We start from the raw sequence: 19,487 nt of genomic DNA, 5'->3' as shown, positions 1-19,487 counted from the left end.
AAAAAAGACACTAAAGCGATCAACGCAGGGATTGCAACACCCGGGACACAATCTTGTCGGCGGGCCAGAGACGTCCCAGTCCCTCATAACCGCAGGCCAGCAGGCCGGCTTCGGGGCCGATGAAAGACACCCCGCGTTTTTTCAACAGTCGCACATTGTCCTGGGTGGCAGGATGGCTCCACATCTTGCCATTCATCGCCGGGGCCACCGTCACCGGCGCACGGGTGGCGAGCAGGATGGAGGTGAGCGCATCCGAGGCCAGACCGTGGGCCATTTGGGCGATGAGGTGGGCGGTGGCCGGGGCGATGATGACCAAGCGGGCCGCGTCAGCCAACTCGATATGGGTCGGCTTTCCTCCCTGTTCCTCGTCCCAGAGGTCCGCGACCACCGGGCGGTGGGTCAGGGCGGTGAAGGTGAGCGGAGTGATGAATCTCCGCGCCTCGGCGGTCATCACCACATCAACCAGCACTCCGGCTTTGGTCAGCCCGCTGGCGATATCGGCCGCTTTGTAGGCCGCAATCGAACCCGTCACGCCCAAAACCACCCGGGAAGGGACACCGGGAGATTTCTTGCGTGCAGCCATCCGACCAGATTACCCAGAGAGGGGCCGCTTCGCCAAGCCCCCCGGTGGCAAAAAACCGTCGATTGTCGGAATCCGACAATTTGCTGGCATCGTTCGTCGCCAGGGCTAGCTTGGAGGGCTATGAATATCGCCATTGAAGAGGTTTCCAACCTCCGTCGCCGCCTCCGCATCGAGGTTCCCGCCGACCGGGTCAACGCCGAATTTTCCCGCATCACCGAAGATTTCCAGAAGATGGCCACCATCAAGGGCTTCCGTGCTGGCAAAGCTCCCCTATCCGTCATCGAGAAGCGCTACGCCAAGGACATCGAGGAGGAAGTTCGGCGCAAACTTGTCCCCGACGCCTTCCGCGAGGCCGTTCGGAGCAAAAAACTCCAAGTGGTCAATGTCCCCGGCGTCGAAGACGTCAAGGTGGCACAAAAGGGATCGACCTTCAGCTTTTCCACCGTGGTCGACCTGGCTCCCGATTTCAAACTGCCCTCTTACAAAGGCATCAAGGTCAAAAAGAGCGACACCAGCATCACCGACGCCGACGTTGAAAAAGTGCTGGAGCGCATCCGCGACCAGCGCGCCGACTACCGCACCGTTGACCGCGCGGTGCAGCAGGATGACTTTGTCATCATCACCTACTCCGGAAAAGTCGATGGCCGCCCGATCGAAGAAATCGTTCCCGACGTGCCCCAACTGGGCAAACAGGAGAAATTCTGGATCTGGATCAAGGAAGACATCTTTCTGCCCGGATTCGGCGACCAACTCGTCGGAGCCAAAGCCGGGGAAGACCGTTCGGTCTCGGTGACCTTCCCCGGGGACTTCGCCCAGGAGGCCCTCCGCGGCCAGAAGGCCCAATACGAAGTCAAGGTGGAGGATGTCCGGGAAAAAATCCTGCCCGTTCTCGATGACGCCCTGGCCCAGGAACTGGCCCAGGTCCCTCTGGCCGAATTACAGGAACGCATCCGGGTCAATGTCACCGCCGACAAAGAACGCGCTGCCCGCGCCGAGCACGCCAAACAAATCTTCGAATTCCTGCGCGGCAACACCGAATTCGACCTGCCGGAGTCCGCCGTGCAGAACGAAACCCAGCGCGCCCTCTACGACATCGTGCGGGAAAACCAGGAGCGCGGGATTTCCGAGGACCTGCTCAACGAGAAGAAGGAAGATCTTTTCAACGCCGCCCAGACCACCGCGCGAGACAGGGTCAAACTCGGCTTCATCATGACCAAAATCGCCGAAGCCGAAAAAATCGAGGTCACCCCGGAAGAATTCAACGCCGAGTTGCAGTTCCTGGCCGCCCGTTACCAACTGACGGTGGAGAAACTGGTCAAAAAACTCCGCGAAAACAACAACCTGGACAAGGTCGAAGAGGACATCCTCAATCGCAAGACGCTCGATTTCCTCTTGCAATCGGCCTCCATGGAGTAGTTTATCCCATGGTTTCCGACGTCCGTTTGCTCAGCGCCTACGCCCCCCGCCTCACCTCGGTGTCCGGTCCCTACATCGTCCCCCAGGTCGTGGAGGAAATCGGCCGTGAAAAACACTCCTGGGACGTCTTCTCCCGCCTGCTCAAGGACCGCGTCATATTCATCGGTACGCCGATCGACGATTTCGTGGCCAACGCCGTCACCGCCCAGTTGCTCTTCCTGCAGATGCAGGATCCCAAAAAGGACATCCAGATCTACATCCACTCCCCCGGGGGTTACGTCACCGCAGGCATGGCCATTTACGACACCATGCAGTACGTCACCTGCGACATCGCCACCTTCTGCGTGGGCCAGGCAGCCAGCATGGGAGCGGTCTTGCTGGCCGCGGGAACGAAGGGCAAGCGCTACGCCCTCCCCAATGCCCGCATCATGATCCACCAACCCCTCGGCGGTGCCCAGGGCCAGGCCACCGACATTTCCATCCAGGCCCAGGAAATCCTCCGCACCAAACGCCGACTCAACGAAATCCTGGCCGACCACACCGGGCAGTCGTACTCGCAGGTTGAAAAAGACACCGACCGCGACCGCTTCATGTCGCCCGACGACGCCAAGACCTACGGCATCATCGACCACGTGGTTTCCCCCCGCAAGGGTGGCAAACCCGCCTGACCCCCAGTCCGGCCGCTGGTCCTTGTCTTGACCGGCCCCTGCTGCTAGGATGACCCCATGGCCCGGACGCCTAACCTCACCATGTGTTCTTTCTGCGGGAAGAGCCATGCCGAGGTGCGCAAACTCATCGCCGGCCCCGGCGTGTACATCTGCGACAGTTGTGTCCATGTCTGCCGCAATATCCTTGAAAAAGAACTCGGCGAAGGCGATGCCCCGCCGACCAAATCGCTCAAGGTCCCCAAACCCGCCTCCATCCTGCACGAGTTGGACAAATACGTGATCGGCCAGGACGGGGCCAAACGCACCCTGTCCGTCGCGGTGCACAACCATTTCAAACGCATCCTGCACAAGGGAACCGAACTCGCCCTTCCCGGGCCATTCGCCGACGTTGAAATCGAGAAAAGCAACATCCTCCTCATCGGTCCCACCGGCTCGGGCAAGACCCTCCTGGCCAAAACCCTCGCCCGCATCCTTGACGTCCCCTTCTGCATCGCCGACGCCACCACCCTGACCGAGGCCGGCTACGTGGGCGAGGATGTGGAAACGATCATCCTGCGCCTGCTCCAGAATGCGGACTACGACGTCAAACGGGCCGAACGCGGCATCATTTATATCGACGAAATCGACAAAATCGGACGCAAAACAGAGAACGTTTCCATCACCCGGGATGTTTCCGGCGAGGGTGTGCAACAGGCTCTGCTCAAGATTCTGGAGGGCACGGTCTGCAACGTCCCCCCCCAGGGCGGGCGCAAGCACCCCCAACAGGAGTACGTCCAGGTCAACACCGAGAACATTCTCTTCATCTGCGGCGGGGCCTTTGTCGGCCTGGACGCCATCGTCCACCGCCGCCGGGGCGGGAGCAGCATGGGCTTCGGCCACGCCGCCACCGAGGCCACCGCCGCGGATGCCCTGGCCCACGTCGAGCCCGAGGACCTTCTGCGCTTCGGCATGATCCCGGAATTCATCGGCCGCCTGCCCGTGCTGGCCACCCTGGGGGAACTGACCGAAAACGAACTGGTCTCCGTGCTCAAGGACCCGCGCAATGCCCTCACCAAGCAATACGCCAAACTACTCGGCATCGACGGCGTGGAACTGGTCTTCACCAAGGACGCGCTGCGGGCCCTGGCCGAGGCCGCACGCCGGCGCGGCACCGGTGCGCGCGCCCTCCGCTCGATCCTGGAAACGGTCATGCGCGACCTCATGTTCGAACTGCCCTCCCGCAACGACATCGCCTCCGTCACCATGACCCGGGCCACCATCGAGGGCAAACGCCCGCCCCTCCTGACGCGCAAGGACAACCAGAAGGCTGCTTGAACCCATATCAAGTTGTCTGAGCACCTGTTGTCAGGCCACGCTCATGGGGCGAACAGGACCACGCCCAGCCCAAAAGGAAAACAACCGGGTTATCGTCGTTTCCCAACCGGCTCGATGATCCCCGCCGGTCCGGGTCTTGTGCCCTGGAAGGGCGCCCGGGCGGATTCCATTTCCACCGCCAACCGCCGGTAGTCCTCCCACTCCGGGTCGGGCACTTGGAGAGGGTAGTTGACGGTGAACCAATCCAGGTAATCCTCCGAACGCTTGACCAGTCCGTCCATCCGGCCCTGGATCACCAGCGCCTGGTCGACTTGCTGCCGGTAAACGACGTAACGCCCTGCGCTCCAGGAATCGAGGGCGGCACGGTATTTCTCCAGAACATAGGGCCACAACCAATGGGCCCGGCTTTCCACATCGACCAGTTTCTTCACAACCTCCTGCACCACCGCGGGATTTTCCAGATCCGAGGGCGCTTCCGGAAGATCGAGTATGCTCAGCAAGCGGCTTTCTTTCTCCCCTTTCAACCTGGCGGAAAAATGCAGCGCTTCCCGGACATGATTCGCCGTTTGTTCCCACGACAACACGGGCAGGCCCACCGGCCCCCTCACCTCGGCCACCCGGTGCCACCAACCCTCGCTCTGCCCGGAATCATCCCAATAGCGCGGCGATGAATTGTCCCGTTGCGACTGCCACCAAAGCTTGAGCGATTCGGCCTCCACCGGACTCCCCGTCGCTTGACGGAACAACCAGTTCGTTACCGCACGCCGGATGAGCTTTTCCTGGCGCAGTTCCCCTGCATCTTCCCAGCCCTGGATTTCCTCCAGTTTGGGCAGTGCCTTCGCCCGCTCCAGCCGGTGGATGATCTGGGCTGTGTCCTCGATCCGGCGGTCCAGCAGGCGTTGCACCAAGCCCTCCGACATCCAGAAGGGCGCGTGGGCGATCGACCCACCCGGCGCTGGCATTTGTCCGTCCCAAGCCAGAGCCTGAAGGCACGCCCCCATCACACTGCGCACCACCGGCTCGCGTGCCTGTGAGGCGTCTCCAAACCATTCAATGATAAAGTCCTTCCGCTTCCCGGCCAAAGCCAGGCGCACGGGAAACTCCGATGGCAGGGCCGCCGGTTCCTTGACCACCACCCACTGCAGCACGATGCGGGTCTCGGCCGGGGGTGCTTTCACCTGCAATGTCGTGGCGAAAATCCGCCAAGCCTCTTCTGCGTAAGCCAGCGCCCGCCGGGCATCCCCCGAATCAGGCGCCACCACCACCAAGGGAGCCACGCTGCTCTCGTGCCGCACCACCGGCACCACCGCACGCCCCGGAGCAGGTTTGGCCACGGCGGGGTTCGCCGCAAACAGCCCGCCACCAGCGGCCATAAAGCAGGCGCAGAGGACGATTCGACGCATCCACTCACCCTACCCCCCGAGATCCAACTGACAAGAAGGCTTGCCAGCCGTGGAGGGCGTTGAGAGGATTCGACCCCGTGGACATCAATAAGTACTGGAAGTCGCGTCAGGAACGTTTCGAAAAAGCCCTCAACCGTGCCCTGCCTCCGGCCGACACCAAACCCGCCACCATCCATGGCGCCATGCGCTACAGTCTCTTTGCCGGCGGCAAACGACTCCGCCCCATCCTCGTCCTGGCCGCCGCGGAAACCCTCGGCGGCAAAATCGCCGATGCCATGCCCCTGGCCTGCGCGGTCGAATGCATCCACACCTACTCGCTCGTCCACGACGACCTGCCCTGCATGGACGACGACGACCTGCGCCGGGGCAAACCCACCTCGCACAAGGTCTACGGCGAAGGCATTGCCGTGCTCGCCGGCGATGCCCTGCTGACCCACGCTTTCGAACTGGCTTCCCGTGTCCCCGGATGGAAACGTTACAAGACCGCCGATGTCATCCAGGAAATCGCCCGGGCCTCCGGCAGCCGCGCACTGATCGCCGGCCAGGTCGTCGATCTGGAGTGCGAGGGAAAAAAAATCTCCGCCGCGGAACTGGCCTACATCCACCGCTGCAAGACCGCCGCGCTCATCGCTTCTTCCCTCCGACTCGGAGCCATGTCGGCCGACGCCACCTCCGCGCAGCTGGCCGCCATCACCCGCTTCGGCCAGGCCCTCGGCCTGGCCTTTCAAGTGGTTGACGATATCCTCGACATCACCCAGACCAGCGAACAACTCGGCAAGAGCGCGGGCAAGGATCTGGCCGCGGAAAAGGCCACCTACCCATCCCTTCTCGGCATGGAAAAAGCCCGCCAGGAAGCCACCCGCCTGACCAAATTGGCCCGCAACAGCCTCAATCCCTTCGGAAAAAAAGCAGAAATCCTCCTCGCGATCTCCGACATCATGCTGGCCCGGGAAAACTGATCCCGGTCGCCCCGCGCCCGGAGAGACCTGCCATGTTGCGCCGGATTCTGCACCGCCTGACCTTCGGACGGTGCCGTGCTCCCAAACCATCATACGGAGCCACATTTTCCGGTGCAGGCCGACCCAATGACCCGGGTCAAGCCTTGCGCGGTTCTTCGATCACCTGACGGATGGCCCGCGCGGCCCGTTCATTGACCCCGGGTTCTCCCAGTGTCTTCCGCACCTTGGCCAGTCGCTCGCGCATCTTCTCCAACGTGGGCGGATGGTCCAACAGCGCGAGCGAGGCCTCGGCCAGTCCCTCCGGTGTGGCCAGGTCTTGGAGAAACTCCGGGACCACTTTCTCCCCGGCAATGACATTGACCATGCCGATGTAGGGCAGCTTGACCAATTTTCGCCCGACCCAGAATGTCACGGGATTGACCCGGTAAAGGATGATCATGGGCAGGCCCGCCGCCGCGCATTCCAACGTCGCCGTTCCCGAGGCCACCAGTGCCAGTGAAGAACGGGCCAGATGGGTCAATTGATATCCCATGCGGATGTCCAACCCAAGGCTCTCCGCCCGCTCCCGCCGGATGACTTTCTCGATCTGGGCCCGCCGCTCCGGGTCGGAGGCCAGCACACTGAACTTCACCCCCGGTCGCCGCGCACTGATGATCCGCACCGCACCCAGGAGGATCGTCAGGTGCTGGTCGATCTCCCGGCGTCGGCTCCCCGGCAACAACACGATGCGTTCCGCCGCTTCCTCTTCGTCCAGATGGGTCTCATCCACAGCCCAGCGGTCGACAATCGGGTGGCCCACCCAGGTCACGGGCAGGTCGGGACGGCGCTTGGCAAACCACTCCTTCTCGAAAGAAAAAATCACCAACAAATGGTCCAGCACCCGGGCCATGTCGTCGGCCCTTGCCGACTTCCAGGCCCAGACCTGCGGGCTGATGAAGTAGATGAACTTGGTCTCCGGCAACCGGCGACGCAATGCCGCCGCCAGACGCAGGTTGAACCCCGGAAAATCCACCAGGACCAGTGCCGCCGGCTGTCGCCGCACCAATTCTTCCTCCAAACGACGGAAAAAACCCCGGAATTTCCGGTAGTTCCACAACACATCGGTCAAACCCACCACCGCATGCACCGCCAGGTCGAACAATTGCTCCTGCCCGGCCGCCTTGAGGTGGCGCCCCCCGACCCCGGTGAATCGGGCTGTTGGGTAAAGCTTGCGCAACTCCCGCAGCAACTCGGCCGCGTGCCGGTCCCCGCTGGCCTCGCCCGCCACCACGAATATTTCCGGCCCGGGCGTGGCCGGTCCAGTGGGATCGGCACTCATGGGCGGGGCGGTTGGAATTCGGCGATTTGGGCACAAATGCGCGAAGCCAGGCTCAAGGCCGCCGTGGCGTGGTTGCCCGAGACCACCGGCTGGCCCTTCTCGGCCACGCAACGCAGGAAGGAATCCAGCTGCCGTTTCAAGGGCTCGTCCTTGAACACCGGGATATTGTCCCGGGTGATCTGCCCGTTTTCGCGCCGGTAGATCAGCCCCTCCTGCTTCATGTAGTCAAGCGAGAGGTAGGCGTCGTCCTGGAAAACCCGGATCTTGCGCATCTTCTCGGGACTGATTCGTGAGGTGGTGATGTTGGCCACACATCCGTTCTCGAAGCGGATGCGCGCGTTGGCGATGTCTTCCGCCGAACTCAAGACCGGCACCCCCACCGCATCGACCGAGACCACCGGCGACCGCACCAAATGCAGGATGATCTCCAGATCGTGGATCATCAGGTCCATCACCACCCCGATGTCCGTGCTGCGACCCGGGTAGGGGGAAAGGCGGTGGGACTCGATGAACCGGGGCCGGGTCAGCCGTTCCTCCAGGGCCTGCAACACCGGGTTGAATCGCTCGATGTGCCCGACTTGCAGAACCAGCCGGTACCGGTCGGCCATTTGCACCAGTTCCGATGCTTCCGCGGTGGTATGGGTGATCGGTTTCTCCACCAGAACATTCTTGCCCGCGCCCAGGAAAAGCTTGGCCGTCTCGAAATGCGATGACGTGGGTGTGGCAATCGAAACCGCATCCACTGCATCCAGCATGTCGACCAGGGAATCGAAAACCCGGCACTGGTGCTGCTGCGCGATCTTCCGGGCCGTGCCTTTGTCGTTATCATACACCCCGGCCAGGGCGGCCGAGGGCAGCTTGGCGTATATCCGGGCGTGTTCCCGGCCCATATGGCCCACTCCGACCACACCTACCCGCACCGGCGTCATGCTCCCTCCGTATCCACGGCAAAAATAGTCACATGCTCTTTCTGGGCCAGACTTTCGATCTCGTCGAGCCCAAGCATGAGTGTTTTTCCGGCCTCGACCACAATCGCCCCCAACCGCGACTCCGCCGCCACCCGCACCGTATCCGGGCCGATGACCGGCACGTCGAAGCGCATGTCCTGCCCCGGCTTTGATACTTTGAGCAACGTCGCCCCCGCGGCCAGGGCTCCACCCCTCCGGATGGTGGCGTTGGTGCCATCATAACCCTCCACAGCCAATACCGTTCCACGGTGCACCAGCAAGCACTGGCCGATGTCCATCGCCGCCACTTTTTTGAGCTTGGGCCATCCAAACGCGATCTCTTCCCGGAGACGGCGGTGCGGCTTCGGGCCGGCCACGTGCCCGGCTGGTGCCAGATAGCGCTCCAAGTGCGTGGTCGCCGGCAACAATTCCACCCCCACCCCGGCCAACGCCCCCGCCACCGCACCAAAAAGCGTTTCCGCATTCCGCTCCTTCAGCCGCGCCAACAACCACAAAGCCTTGAAATCCGGTCGCAGATCGAACAACCGTCCGGGCGTGATCTGACCCGCCATGACGGCCCGTTCCACCCCTTCCTGTTTGAAAAAATCCAGCAAACGCCCCAGTTGCCCCACCCGCATCCACGCACACACATCGGCCCGGGCCGCCAGGGCCGGATCGGTCTCCCCCTCGAAGGCCGCCATGCAGATACGGCTCTCCCCGGCCGCTCGGGCCTCTTCCAGCAACAGCTCGGGATACAATCCCTTGCCGGCAATGATCCCCAGTGGTGCCATCCTAAGGGGTCAAACTAAGCCTTGACCCACTCTCTTTTTCAACTAGTTTTTTCAATTCAGGTTGGATTTCCGAGTGAGGAAAGGTGGAAACCCCAGGTTTCCACTTTTTTTTTCCCCGATTCCACCTGAATCGAACAGACAAGGGAAGGAACCGACAGATGAGCCAGGATTTTCTTGCAGTTTTGGAATACATGGAAAAAGAGAAGGGTATCGACCGCAAGCGCATGCTTGAGGCCATCGAACAGGCCCTCCTCTCCGCCGCCCGCAAGAGCTTCGGCCCCGCCAAAGACCTCCGCGTCAGCTTCGACCCCAAGAACGGCGTCATGAAGTGCTTCGCCTCCCTCCGCGTCGTTGAAAAAGTCACCAACCCCGTCGAGGAAGTCGGACTGCAGAAAGCCCGCCAACAGAAAATCATGGCCCAACTCGGCGAAATGGTCGAAATCGAAGTCACCCCCAAGGACTTCGGCCGCATCGCCGCCCAGATCTTCAAGCAGACCATCAACCAGAACCTCCGCTCGATCGAAAAGACAATGATCTTCGACGAGTTCAAGGACCGTGAAGGCGACATCGTCGCCGGCGTCGTCCGCCGTTTCGAACGTTCCGATGTCATCATCGACCTCGGCAAGTTCGAGGCTGTCATCCCTTCCAAGGAACGCGTCCCCACCGAAGAATACACCCCGGGCGAACGCATCCGCGCCCTCGTGCTGGCCGTCGACAGCGCCGCCCGTGGCCCCCAGATCATCCTCAGCCGCAGCCACCCCAACTTCGTCCGCCGCCTCTTCGAACTGGAAGTCAACGAACTCCACGACGGCTCCATCGAAATCAAGGGCATGGCCCGCGAAGCCGGCTACCGCACCAAGATCGCCGTCTGGTCCAAGGACGAGAAAATCGACCCCGTCGGGGCCTGTGTCGGCATGCGCGGCTCGCGTGTCAAAAACATCGTCCGCGAACTCAACAACGAAAAGATCGACCTCTTTCGCTGGTCCCCCGACATCAAGGAACTCATCATCGAGGCCCTCAAACCCGCCAAGCTCAAAAACCTCATCATCGACAACGACGCCAAGCGCGCCAAGGCCTTCGTCGATGAGGAAAACCTCTCCCTCGCCATCGGCCGCCGGGGCCAGAACGCCCGCCTGACCAGCAAGCTCACCGGCTGGGAAATCGACATCGAGAAGGACGAGGTCCACGTCGTCGGCTTCGAGGAAAAGAAACACCTCGCCGCGGAAAAACTCGCCACCCAGCTGGGCATCGCCGTCGACCTGGCCGAGAAACTCATCCAGGCCGGTTTCACCGGTGCCGATGTCATCCTCAGCGTCGAGGCCTCCGACATCAAGGACGCCCTGCCCGATCTGGACGACGAAACCATCCAATCCCTCCGCAGCGCCGCCGAATCCGCCGAACAAACAACCGCTTCCTAATTTTAATCCTCTCCTCTCAGATACCCGATCATCATGGCCCCCGAAACCACCCGCAAAAAAACCGCCAAGCCCGCCGAATCCGGGGAATCCACCCCTTCCAAGAAAACGGCCGCGACGGCTCCTGCAGGTGCTGAAAAGAAAACCGCCACCCGGAAAGCCCCGGCCAAAAAAGCCGCCGCCTCCGAACCCTCGCCCGCCCCAGCGCCCGCTGCTGCCGCACCGGCTTCTACCGCCGCAGCCACCCCTGCGGCCTTGGCTCAAAAAGCTCCCGCCGCCCCGGCGAAAACCGCTGAGTCCCCTTCGGCCTCCAAGCCTGTCACGACCCCCACTGCCCCGGCCACCACCGCCCTCGAGGTTCCCGCCCCTGGCAGTGTCATCTCCATGAAACCCCCCATCGTGGTCAAGGACCTCGCCGCCCGCGTCGGGCTCAAGGCCTTCCAAGTTGTCCACGAGCTCATGGAAATGAACGTCTTCGCCACCCTCAACCAGGTCATTGACGAGGAAACCGCCAAGAAAGTCTGCGAACGCAAGGGCTTCGTCTTCGAACTCGAACGGCGCAAAGAAGGCGGCGGCGTGCACAAGGTCGAGGAAAAAGTCGAAATCCCCGTCCCTCCGCCCGTCGAAACCACCCTTCAGGTCGGCCGCCCCCCCATCATCACGTTCATGGGCCATGTCGACCACGGCAAAACTTCCCTTCTCGACGCCGTCCGCAAAACAAAGGTCGCGGCCGGTGAAGCCGGAGGCATCACTCAGCACATCGGTGCCTACAGCATCACCCGCAACGGCCAGTCCATCACCTTCCTCGATACCCCGGGCCACGAGGCCTTCACCGCCATGCGAGCCCGTGGCGCCAACCTCACCGACATCGCCGTCATTGTGGTCGCCGCCGACGACGGTCTCATGCCCCAGACCCGCGAGGCCATCGCCCATGCCAAGGCCGCCAAGGTCAAGATCATGGTCGCCCTCAACAAAATCGACGTCCCCGGCGCCCTCCCCGACCGCGTCAAACAACAACTCCAGGAAGTCGACCTCACCCCCGAAGACTGGGGCGGCGACACTGTTGTCTGTCTCGTCTCGGCCACCAAGGGCACCGGCATCTCCGAATTCATCGACCTCATGATCCTGCAGGCCGAGCTTCTCGAGCTCAAAGCCGATCACGACTGTCCCGCCCGCGGCACCGTGGTCGAAAGCCGTATAGATGTCGGCAAGGGTGCCAACGCCACCATCATCGTCCAGCAGGGCACCCTCAAGATCGGCGACCCCTTCGTCTGCGGTCCGTTCTGGGGCAAGGTCAAGGCCATGCTCAATGACCAGGGCCAACCCATCAAGGTCGCCGGTCCCTCCACCCCGGTGCAAGTGCTCGGCTTCAGCGGCTCCCCCACCCCGGGTGAGGAATTCCACATCATGCGCAACGAACGCGAGGCCCGCCAGTTGGGTGAGGAACGCGAAGCCGCCGCCCGCCTCGACAAACTCTCCACCGCCCGCCCGGTCACCCTGGAAAACCTCTTCGACTCCATCGCCGACGGACAGAAAAAGACCCTCAACCTCATCATCAAATCCGACGTCCAGGGCTCCCTCGAGGCCATCATCAATTCCCTCAACAAGATCCCCACCAACAAGGTCGAGATCCATTACGTCCTCGGCGGGGTCGGCCCCATCTCGGTCAACGATGTGCTCCTGGCCAAGGCCTCCGCCGCCGTCATCATCGGTTTCAGCACCAAGGTCGACAATGCCGCCAACGCCGAGGCCAAGCGCCAGGACATCCAGATCAAACTCTACTCCATCATCTACGAATTGATCGACCAGGTGAAAGAAGCCATGGCCGGCCTCCTCGACCCCGAACTCCGGGAATCCTCCGTCGGCAAGGCCGCCGTCAAGAAGGTCTTCAGCCTGTCCAAGTTCCCCGTCGCCGGCTGCATCGTCGAACAGGGCCGGATCGTCCGCACCGGCCGCGCCCGCGTCATCCGACGCAACCAGCCGGTCTACGACGGCAGCATCCAGACCCTCAAGCGCTTCCAGGACGACGCCGCCGAAGTCCGCAACGGCATGGAATGCGGCATCCGTCTGGGCAACTTCGATGACTACATGGAAAACGACATTATCGAGTGCTACATCCTGGAAAAAGTCCCCCAGGCCCTGTAACCCGTGATCCCGGATCCCGCAGCAGAACGCCGCACCCGGAATCCCCCATATCGGACATGAGCTCCCGCCGCCTCACCCGGATTTCCGGCCTCTTGCAAAGCGAGCTCAGCCGCATGCTGCGCAAAGAACGGCTTCTGGAGGATGTCGTGGTGACCATCACTTCCGTCGATGTCACCCCCGACTTGCGCCAGGCTTTCGTCTATGTCAGCCAGATCGGCGACCGCATCTCTCCCGACGATCTCCTGGCCTGCCTTCACCGTCTGGCCTTCGATTGGCAGAAGGAAATCGCCGCGCGCATGCACATCAAATACACCCCCAAACTGACCTTCCGCTTCGACGATTCCCTGACCCGGGGAGACCGTGTCATGGAAATCCTCCGCAACCTCGAAGACCCCCCTGCCGACGCTCCTGAAAAATAATTTTCGGTTTCCCGATCCCCGTCCCCTTGGAACCCCGAAGACCGATGAAGAAACTCCGGCTGGGCTTCTGTGATTTCTGGGACGACTTCCCTTTGACGGACAACTTCTTCACCCAGCGCTTGTCCCGTTTCTACGATCTGGAACTGTCATCCGACCCCGATGTCCTGATTTATTCCCTCTTCGCACAAAAGCACCGGGAATACTCCTGCAAGAAAATCGCCTACATTGGCGAGAACGTCCGCCCGGATTTCCGGGATTGCGACTACGCCATCAGTTTCGACCACCTCAACAACCCACGCCACCTGCGCTGGCCGATTTACAATTTATACCATCACATGGCGGAATTTCCCGTCTTCACCGATCATCGGGAAAAGTTTTGCGCCGTCGTCATCACCAACCCGGAGGGTCGATTCCGCAACGAATTCCTGGACCGCCTCAGCCAGGTCCGACCGGTCGATTCCGGTGGAAAATTCCGCAACAACATCGGGGCTCCCGTGGTTGACAAAAACGCCTTCCTTCAACAATACCGCTTCTCCTTCGCTTTCGAAAATTCCTCCCACCCGGGCTACACCACCGAGAAAGTCGTGCAGTCCAAACTGGCCGGTACGATTCCCATTTATTGGGGCGATCCACGGGTCGCCGACGACTTCAACACCAAATCTTTCATCAACGTGCACGACTTCCCCGGCATTGACGCATGCATCGACCACATCCTTGCGGTCGATGCGGACCCGGCACGCTACGAGGAAATACGCCGGCAACCGCTCTTGAAGGATGGCCGCACCACCCCCTTCTGCGACCGCAATGTTTTCGACCGCTGGATCATTCGCGCGGTGGAAGCACCGAAGTGGTGCCACAGGGACCCTTGGTCTGCTTGGGAACGACGGTTCCACCACCAACTCCAGACAATACTCTACCGGGGGCAATGATATCCCATTGATATCCCTTTGCGCGCCCCGCTGAATGAGCTACCGGGACGTCCCCCCATTCTCCCTCGAAGTGGGCAGGGTCGCATCGCCGGCGAATCTTTCCTGCTGGACGAATCCTCCCGGCATGAAAACATCTCCGACGCAGACGCCCTTTCCCTTTGCCCTGAGAACCTGGTCCTTTCCCCGTGATTGTCTTCATTTTCAAACGCTTCCTGGCTTCTCTCCCCGTCTTTGCCATCGTCGTCTCGGCCACCTTTCTCTTCATGCGGCTGGCTCCGGGTTCGCCGTTTGGAGCCGACCGAAAACTCTCGGCTGATATCGAGCAACGCCTGTTCACACGCTATCAACTGGATGGATCCTTGATGCGGCAGTTCACCGCGTATTGGGCCAACCTGCTCCGCGGGGATCTGGGTGATTCCATCAAGTACCGCAACCGCACTGTGGCGGATATCATCGGGCAGACTTTCCCCAAGTCCGCCCTCCTTGGCTTGGGGGCCATGGTTGTGGCCCTCGGCATCGGCATCGTCGCAGGATCGCAGGCCGCCCTGCACCACGGCAGCTTCCGCGACCACGCCGCCATGGCCCTGGCCCTGGCTGGTATTTGCCTGCCCGCCTTTGTCCTTGCCCCGTTGCTCATCCTCCTCCTCGCCATCCAGTTCCCACTCTTCCCGGTCGCCGGCTGGGGCACACCCGGCCACCTTGTCCTCCCCATGGCATGCCTGGGCATCCCCTACGGGGCCTATTGCGCGCGCCTCATGCGCACCAGCATGCTTGACGTCCTCGGCCAGGATTACATCCGGACTGCACGGGCCAAGGGACTCGACGAACGCGTCGTCACCTACCGCCACGCCCTCCGCGTCGCCGCCCTCCCCCTGGTCAACTACGCCGGCCCGCTTGCCGCCAATGTCCTCACCGGCAGCCTCGTCATCGAGGAAATCTTCAAAATTCCGGGCATGGGCCCGTTCTTCGTCAACGCCGTGCTCAGCCGCGATATCTTCCTCGTCGGTGGCTGCGTCATCGTTTACTTCACCCTCCTCATCCTCCTCAATTTGCTCGCCGACATCGCCACCGCCCTGCTCGACCGGAGGATCCGGCTGTGGTGAACACCCCCGTGCGCACCATGGCCGTTTGTCTGGCCCTCCTCGGCCTGATCGTCCTCGCTGCGATCCTGGGTCCGGAACTCTCCCCCTACAAATCCGGCACCACTTCCGGCCGGCAATTCAACCCGCCCTCCCTGGCCCATTGGATGGGCACCGATGTCCACGGGCGCGACGTCTTCTCCCGCTCGCTCGAAGGAGCCCGCATTTCCCTCATGGTCGGACTTATCGGTGCCGTCATCAGTCTGACCGTTGGTGTCGCCTACGGGTTGGTCAGCGGCTATGCCGGGGGTTGGGTCGACGACCTCATGATGCGCTTCGTCGAATTGCTCTACGCCGTCCCCCGCCTGCTCATCGTCATCATCCTCATCGCCCTCTTCGACGAACGCGCCAAGGTATTCATGGAAGCACAGGGATGGTCCGCCTGCGTGCCGCACACCCGTGTCATCCTCCTTTTCATCACCCTCGGATTGGTCGAATGGCTCACCATGGCCCGGATCGTCCGCGGCCAGGTCCTCTCGCTCCGTGAACGCGCCTTTGTCCAGGCCGCGCGCGTCATGGGCCAGACCCACCTGCGCATCCTCCTACGCCACCTCCTGCCCAATCTCCTGCCCATCATCCTCGTCTACCTGACCCTGACCATCCCCAACGTCATCCTTGTCGAGGCCTTCCTCAGTTTCATCGGCCTGGGCGTCCAAGCCCCCAGCGCCAGTTGGGGCACCCTCCTCTCCGACGGCGCGGGCATGGTCAATCCCCTCACCATCAATTGGTGGGTCCTGCTCGGACCGGCCGGACTTATGGCCGTCACCCTCCTCTCCCTCAATTTCCTCGGCGATGCCCTCCGCGACCGCTCCGACCCCCGCCTGAATCGCTCCCGTTAGTCTGCTCAGTACGCACCCATCAAATGGGGCTCATGCCAAGGCCCTTACCGGGCCGGACTGGTGAAGCGGTGGCCACGGATCCGGAACCGCCAGGGTCTCCGTGCATCCTCGCCCGCATAATCCACCCCCACCCGTGGCGAGCACACCACGTCAGCCCCGGCCACGCTCACCCCGTCATCCACTATCCACACCCGGTCGCCCCGGAGATCGCACCTGTCAATGGCGGTGGTGATCCCAAGCGCCTGCGACATCACCCCGGGACCCGCCGTCAGGCGGCGGGCGGCACTCTCCATCCGCCGGCGGCGAAGCATCACCTCCACCCCTTCCAAGGGTTCGACTGCCCGCACCAACACCGCATCCGGACGGCCTTCCGGACCCGTGACCACATTGAACAGATGGTGCAGTCCGTAGCACAGGTACACATAGGCCAGTCCCCCCGCCGCATACATGGTCTCGGTGCGCGTCGTCCGCCGGCCGCCAAAGGCATGCGAAGCCCGGTCAGTGATCCCCCCGTAGGCTTCCGTTTCGACAATGCGCCCGCTCGTCACCACGCCGCCGATATGTGTACAAAGACGTTTTCCCAGCAGCGTCCGGGCGATGGCAACCACGTCATCACCTTGGTAGAAAAGCCGCGACAGACGCCTGCTTTTCCCGGCCTTCATGGCGCCCGCATGCCAAACAATCCAGTGCCGATACGGATCATCGTACTTCCCTCCTGCACCGCCACCCGCCAGTCGTGGGTCATCCCCATGGACAATTCCGGCAAGACCGCCCCGGTGGCTTGTTGGATCTCATCGCGCAACTCCCGCAACCGGCGGAAAAAAGGACGCACCACTTCCAGATCCTCGGAGAACGGAGCCACGGTCATCAATCCCGCAACCTCCACATGTGGCAAAGCATCGGCCAGACGGACCAGCTCCGGGGCCAAGTCCGGCGGACACCCGTGCTTGCTCGCTTCTCCGGCCACATTGACCTCGATCAACACCCGTTGAATCTTCCCCGGAACCGCCGCCCGCTTCTCGATTTCACGCAAAAGATTCTCCGAATCCACCGAATGGATGCAGGCGAACAGCGCCACCGCATCCTTGACCTTGTTGCCTTGGAGACCTCCGATGAAATGCCACTCCACCTGGGACGACAAAAGCGGGACTTTGGCCTTGGCCTCCTGGATGCGGTTTTCCCCAAAAACCCGCCAACCCGCATCGACAAACTCCCGCAGCCGTTCGGGCGCCACGGTTTTGCTGGCCGGTATCAAGCGAACCGAGCCCGGCGTTCGCCCGCAGGCCGCCGCTTCTTTTTCCATCTCCTCTTTCCACCACTTCAACGCCAAGGCTGCATCCATCAGGCCATCTTACGTTGTTTTCACCACCAGCCAAGCAAAGGACCTGTAAGCCATGCTCATGCCGATCTTGTCCTCCCATCTGATTTTCTAATTGACGCCCAATTAGTCCACCTTATCATGGCTCGATGCAGATCGAATCGTTCCGCGTCTTCCGTGATCTGGTCGAATCCCAGAGTTTCAGCAAGGCCGCCCAGATGAACAGCATCACCCAATCCGCGGTCAGCCAGCAGATCCGGGCCATGGAAGACCGGTTTCGCATCCCCTTGATTGAGCGCTCCAGCAAACGCTTCGCCCTCACCCGCGAAGGCGAACTGCTCTACGAAACGAGCAAGGACATCATCTCCCACTTCGACACCCTGACCAACCAGTTCAACGAGATGCGCAACATCATCTCCGGCAACATCCGCATCGCCACGGTCTACTCGATCGGCCTGCACGAGCTCCCCCCCTACCTCAAGCGCTTCCTCAAGGAATTCCCCAACGTCAACGTGCATGTGGAATATCGCCGCTCCAACCAAGTCTACGAAGAAGTCCAGGCCGGCACCTGCGACCTCGGCCTGGTGGCTTTCGCCACCCCGAAGAAGTCCCTCAAGACCGAGGCCTTCAAGAAGGACCGCCTCGTGCTCATCTGTGCCCCCAACCACCCCATCTCCACCAAGGAAGAGGTCGAAGTCAAGGACATCGGCGTGACCAAATTCATCGGTTTCGAGCCCGACATCCCCACCCGCCGGGCCATCGACAAAATGTTCCGTGATGCCGGTTTCGAACCCAAACCCGTCATGGAATTCGACAACATCGAAACGGTCAAACGCGCGGTGGAAATCGATGCCGGTATCTCCATCGTCCCCCGCGCCACCATCGAGCAGGAAGTCCGCGGCGGCAGCCTGGTGGCCATCGAATTCAAGGGCAAACCCTACCACCGCCCCCTGAGCATGATTTACAAGAGCGGTCGCGTCCTCTCCCCCGCCCTCAAGCGCTTCCTCAAGACACTCAAGGACGAGTCCGCCGTCTGATCCCCCTGCTCACGTCTGTCGTCCTCCCTCTGTCTTGGTAATCGGGGAATCCCTTCCCCATGGGCTTTAACTCATGGCTTTTAGCCCTCCGACATCCGTCCATCGTCCCCCTTGGCCACTGAGGAAACAGCGTCATTCCGCACTCAGAAATCTGAAAGCCAGCGCCCTTCTCCAAGCGTGACAGCCGCGCCGTCATTGCTTTAATCATCTCCTCAGACATGGCCCCCGAACAATCCCACGAAATCCGCGCCAAAGTGCTCGCCTACATGGAAAGCAACGGGATGCGCATCACCAACCAGCGACGGGCCATCATCGAGGCCGCCTTCAGCACCACCGACCATTACACCGCCGACGATCTCCTCGAACGCGCGCGCGCCATCGATGCCTCGGTCTCCCGCGCCACCGTCTACCGCACCCTGCCCGTCCTCGTCCAGACCGGCCTCCTGCGCGAACTCGATCTCGGCAAGGACCAGCAATACTACGACCCCAATTACGCCACCCATCCGAATCACAACCACATCATCTGCCTCGACTGTGACAAAATCGTCGAATTCGAGGACTACTGCCTGGATGTGCGGGAAAGCGTGCTGGCCAAAAACCTCGGCTTCCGTCCGGGCACGGTGCGTTTGCGCATCGAGGCCACCTGCGAAGAAATGGCCCGCAACGGCACCTGCACCCGCCGCTCCAAGGGCTGAGGGTTGACGGACTAAGAGCCTATCCGGATAACCCCCGTGGCCCGCGTGATGAGTGCCACCTGCCCGGGCCCGAGGAGGAGCGACCGCGCATATCGGGACGAGATACGCAAGGAAGAGACGACGAAGGGGGTGGGCAGGTGCCGCCATCACCC

General features: G+C 61.9%; 19 protein-coding genes. 12 read left to right on the top strand and 7 right to left on the bottom strand.

Annotated features, from left to right (window positions below):
• Nucleotides 1–19: 19 nt before the first annotated feature.
• Entirely contained in the window at nt 20–583 is a 564-nt protein-coding gene (locus SFU85_09075) for a flavoprotein (protein ID MDX6766930.1), read from the bottom strand.
• Between the two features lie 120 nt (nt 584–703).
• Between SFU85_09075 and tig the strand changes: the two genes are divergently transcribed.
• Genes tig through clpX form a run of 3 tightly spaced genes read left to right on the top strand, consistent with a single transcriptional unit; the run spans nt 704 to nt 3,981 of the window.
• Nucleotides 704–1,999 (top strand): trigger factor, encoded by a 1,296-nt coding sequence (gene tig, locus SFU85_09070; protein MDX6766929.1) that lies wholly within the window; start codon nt 704–706, stop codon nt 1,997–1,999.
• An 8-nt stretch (nt 2,000–2,007) separates the two neighbouring features.
• Nucleotides 2,008–2,667, top strand: coding sequence for an ATP-dependent Clp protease proteolytic subunit (locus tag SFU85_09065; GenBank protein MDX6766928.1), 660 nt, complete (start codon nt 2,008–2,010; stop codon nt 2,665–2,667).
• Nucleotides 2,668–2,724: 57 nt separating this feature from the next.
• The gene (clpX, locus tag SFU85_09060) at nt 2,725–3,981 is read left to right on the top strand and encodes an ATP-dependent Clp protease ATP-binding subunit ClpX (protein MDX6766927.1); all 1,257 of its coding nucleotides are present in this window, start codon (nt 2,725–2,727) and stop codon (nt 3,979–3,981) included.
• A gap of 89 nt (nt 3,982–4,070) precedes the next feature.
• Here clpX and SFU85_09055 read toward each other — a convergent pair whose 3' ends face one another.
• A complete protein-coding gene (locus tag SFU85_09055) occupies nt 4,071–5,384 on the bottom strand; it encodes a hypothetical protein (protein ID MDX6766926.1) in 1,314 nt (437 codons plus the stop codon).
• Between the two features lie 77 nt (nt 5,385–5,461).
• On the opposite strand from SFU85_09055, the gene SFU85_09050 reads away from it, so the two are divergent.
• Nucleotides 5,462–6,343, top strand: a complete 882-nt coding sequence (locus SFU85_09050) for a polyprenyl synthetase family protein (GenBank protein ID MDX6766925.1) — start codon at nt 5,462–5,464, stop codon at nt 6,341–6,343.
• Nucleotides 6,344–6,479: 136 nt separating this feature from the next.
• On the opposite strand, the gene lpxB is transcribed toward SFU85_09050, so the two are convergent.
• Genes lpxB through lpxI form a run of 3 tightly spaced genes read right to left on the bottom strand, consistent with a single transcriptional unit; the run spans nt 6,480 to nt 9,399 of the window.
• Nucleotides 6,480–7,661, bottom strand: a complete 1,182-nt coding sequence (gene lpxB, locus SFU85_09045; protein MDX6766924.1) for a lipid-A-disaccharide synthase — start codon at nt 7,659–7,661, stop codon at nt 6,480–6,482.
• The gene (locus tag SFU85_09040; GenBank protein MDX6766923.1) at nt 7,658–8,590 is read right to left on the bottom strand and encodes a Gfo/Idh/MocA family oxidoreductase; all 933 of its coding nucleotides are present in this window, start codon (nt 8,588–8,590) and stop codon (nt 7,658–7,660) included. The genes lpxB and SFU85_09040 overlap by 4 nt, the downstream gene beginning before the upstream one ends.
• On the bottom strand, nt 8,587–9,399 hold the full coding sequence (gene lpxI / locus SFU85_09035) for a UDP-2,3-diacylglucosamine diphosphatase LpxI (protein ID MDX6766922.1): 813 nt from the start codon (nt 9,397–9,399) through the stop codon (nt 8,587–8,589). Before lpxI ends, SFU85_09040 begins: the two co-directional genes overlap by 4 nt.
• 158 nt (nt 9,400–9,557) lie before the next feature.
• Here lpxI and nusA point away from each other — a divergent pair, with 158 nt between their 5' ends.
• The 6 genes from nusA (at nt 9,558) to SFU85_09005 (ending at nt 16,285) form a co-directional block, all read left to right on the top strand.
• A complete protein-coding gene (gene nusA, locus SFU85_09030; protein ID MDX6766921.1) occupies nt 9,558–10,817 on the top strand; it encodes a transcription termination factor NusA in 1,260 nt (419 codons plus the stop codon).
• 33 nt (nt 10,818–10,850) lie between these two features.
• Nucleotides 10,851–12,959: a translation initiation factor IF-2 gene (gene infB, locus SFU85_09025; GenBank protein MDX6766920.1), complete on the top strand. Its 2,109-nt coding sequence runs from the start codon at nt 10,851–10,853 to the stop codon at nt 12,957–12,959.
• Nucleotides 12,960–13,015: 56 nt separating this feature from the next.
• On the top strand, nt 13,016–13,378 hold the full coding sequence (gene rbfA / locus SFU85_09020; GenBank protein ID MDX6766919.1) for a 30S ribosome-binding factor RbfA: 363 nt from the start codon (nt 13,016–13,018) through the stop codon (nt 13,376–13,378).
• 44 nt (nt 13,379–13,422) lie between these two features.
• Nucleotides 13,423–14,307, top strand: coding sequence for a glycosyltransferase family 10 (locus SFU85_09015; protein MDX6766918.1), 885 nt, complete (start codon nt 13,423–13,425; stop codon nt 14,305–14,307).
• A 185-nt stretch (nt 14,308–14,492) separates the two neighbouring features.
• Complete coding sequence (locus tag SFU85_09010; GenBank protein MDX6766917.1) at nt 14,493–15,410, top strand: ABC transporter permease; 918 nt, start codon at nt 14,493–14,495, stop codon at nt 15,408–15,410.
• The gene (locus SFU85_09005) at nt 15,407–16,285 is read left to right on the top strand and encodes an ABC transporter permease (protein MDX6766916.1); all 879 of its coding nucleotides are present in this window, start codon (nt 15,407–15,409) and stop codon (nt 16,283–16,285) included. The genes SFU85_09010 and SFU85_09005 overlap by 4 nt, the downstream gene beginning before the upstream one ends.
• 44 nt (nt 16,286–16,329) lie before the next feature.
• Here the strand turns inward: SFU85_09005 and SFU85_09000 are convergent, their stop codons facing one another.
• On the bottom strand, nt 16,330–16,947 hold the full coding sequence (locus SFU85_09000; GenBank protein ID MDX6766915.1) for a DNA-3-methyladenine glycosylase: 618 nt from the start codon (nt 16,945–16,947) through the stop codon (nt 16,330–16,332).
• The gene (locus SFU85_08995; GenBank protein ID MDX6766914.1) at nt 16,944–17,627 is read right to left on the bottom strand and encodes a YggS family pyridoxal phosphate-dependent enzyme; all 684 of its coding nucleotides are present in this window, start codon (nt 17,625–17,627) and stop codon (nt 16,944–16,946) included. The genes SFU85_09000 and SFU85_08995 overlap by 4 nt, the downstream gene beginning before the upstream one ends.
• A gap of 125 nt (nt 17,628–17,752) precedes the next feature.
• On the opposite strand from SFU85_08995, the gene SFU85_08990 reads away from it, so the two are divergent.
• Both SFU85_08990 and SFU85_08985 read left to right on the top strand, forming a co-directional pair.
• Nucleotides 17,753–18,640, top strand: coding sequence for a LysR family transcriptional regulator (locus SFU85_08990; GenBank protein ID MDX6766913.1), 888 nt, complete (start codon nt 17,753–17,755; stop codon nt 18,638–18,640).
• Nucleotides 18,641–18,858: 218 nt separating this feature from the next.
• Nucleotides 18,859–19,335: a transcriptional repressor gene (locus SFU85_08985; GenBank protein ID MDX6766912.1), complete on the top strand. Its 477-nt coding sequence runs from the start codon at nt 18,859–18,861 to the stop codon at nt 19,333–19,335.
• Nucleotides 19,336–19,487: the final 152 nt, after the last annotated feature.

Source organism: Candidatus Methylacidiphilales bacterium (genome assembly GCA_033875315.1).
Lineage (GTDB): Bacteria > Verrucomicrobiota > Verrucomicrobiia > Methylacidiphilales > CAZTYG01 > JANRJG01.
This window is presented reverse-complemented; position numbering and strand designations above follow the sequence as displayed.

Bases quoted from the DNA above. Each gene is read 5' to 3' on its own strand.
- SFU85_09075 (MDX6766930.1), bottom strand. From the start codon at position 583: ATGGCTGCACGCAAGAAATCTCCCGGTGTCCCTTCCCGGGTGGTTTTG.
- tig (MDX6766929.1), top strand. From the start codon at position 704: ATGAATATCGCCATTGAAGAGGTTTCCAACCTCCGTCGCCGCCTCCGC.
- SFU85_09065 (MDX6766928.1), top strand. From the start codon at position 2,008: ATGGTTTCCGACGTCCGTTTGCTCAGCGCCTACGCCCCCCGCCTCACC.
- clpX (MDX6766927.1), top strand. From the start codon at position 2,725: ATGGCCCGGACGCCTAACCTCACCATGTGTTCTTTCTGCGGGAAGAGC.
- SFU85_09055 (MDX6766926.1), bottom strand. From the start codon at position 5,384: ATGCGTCGAATCGTCCTCTGCGCCTGCTTTATGGCCGCTGGTGGCGGG.
- lpxB (MDX6766924.1), bottom strand. From the start codon at position 7,661: ATGAGTGCCGATCCCACTGGACCGGCCACGCCCGGGCCGGAAATATTC.
- SFU85_09040 (MDX6766923.1), bottom strand. From the start codon at position 8,590: ATGACGCCGGTGCGGGTAGGTGTGGTCGGAGTGGGCCATATGGGCCGG.
- lpxI (MDX6766922.1), bottom strand. From the start codon at position 9,399: ATGGCACCACTGGGGATCATTGCCGGCAAGGGATTGTATCCCGAGCTG.
- nusA (MDX6766921.1), top strand. From the start codon at position 9,558: ATGAGCCAGGATTTTCTTGCAGTTTTGGAATACATGGAAAAAGAGAAG.
- infB (MDX6766920.1), top strand. From the start codon at position 10,851: ATGGCCCCCGAAACCACCCGCAAAAAAACCGCCAAGCCCGCCGAATCC.
- rbfA (MDX6766919.1), top strand. From the start codon at position 13,016: ATGAGCTCCCGCCGCCTCACCCGGATTTCCGGCCTCTTGCAAAGCGAG.
- SFU85_09015 (MDX6766918.1), top strand. From the start codon at position 13,423: ATGAAGAAACTCCGGCTGGGCTTCTGTGATTTCTGGGACGACTTCCCT.
- SFU85_09000 (MDX6766915.1), bottom strand. From the start codon at position 16,947: ATGAAGGCCGGGAAAAGCAGGCGTCTGTCGCGGCTTTTCTACCAAGGT.
- SFU85_08995 (MDX6766914.1), bottom strand. From the start codon at position 17,627: ATGGATGCAGCCTTGGCGTTGAAGTGGTGGAAAGAGGAGATGGAAAAA.
- SFU85_08990 (MDX6766913.1), top strand. From the start codon at position 17,753: ATGCAGATCGAATCGTTCCGCGTCTTCCGTGATCTGGTCGAATCCCAG.
- SFU85_08985 (MDX6766912.1), top strand. From the start codon at position 18,859: ATGGCCCCCGAACAATCCCACGAAATCCGCGCCAAAGTGCTCGCCTAC.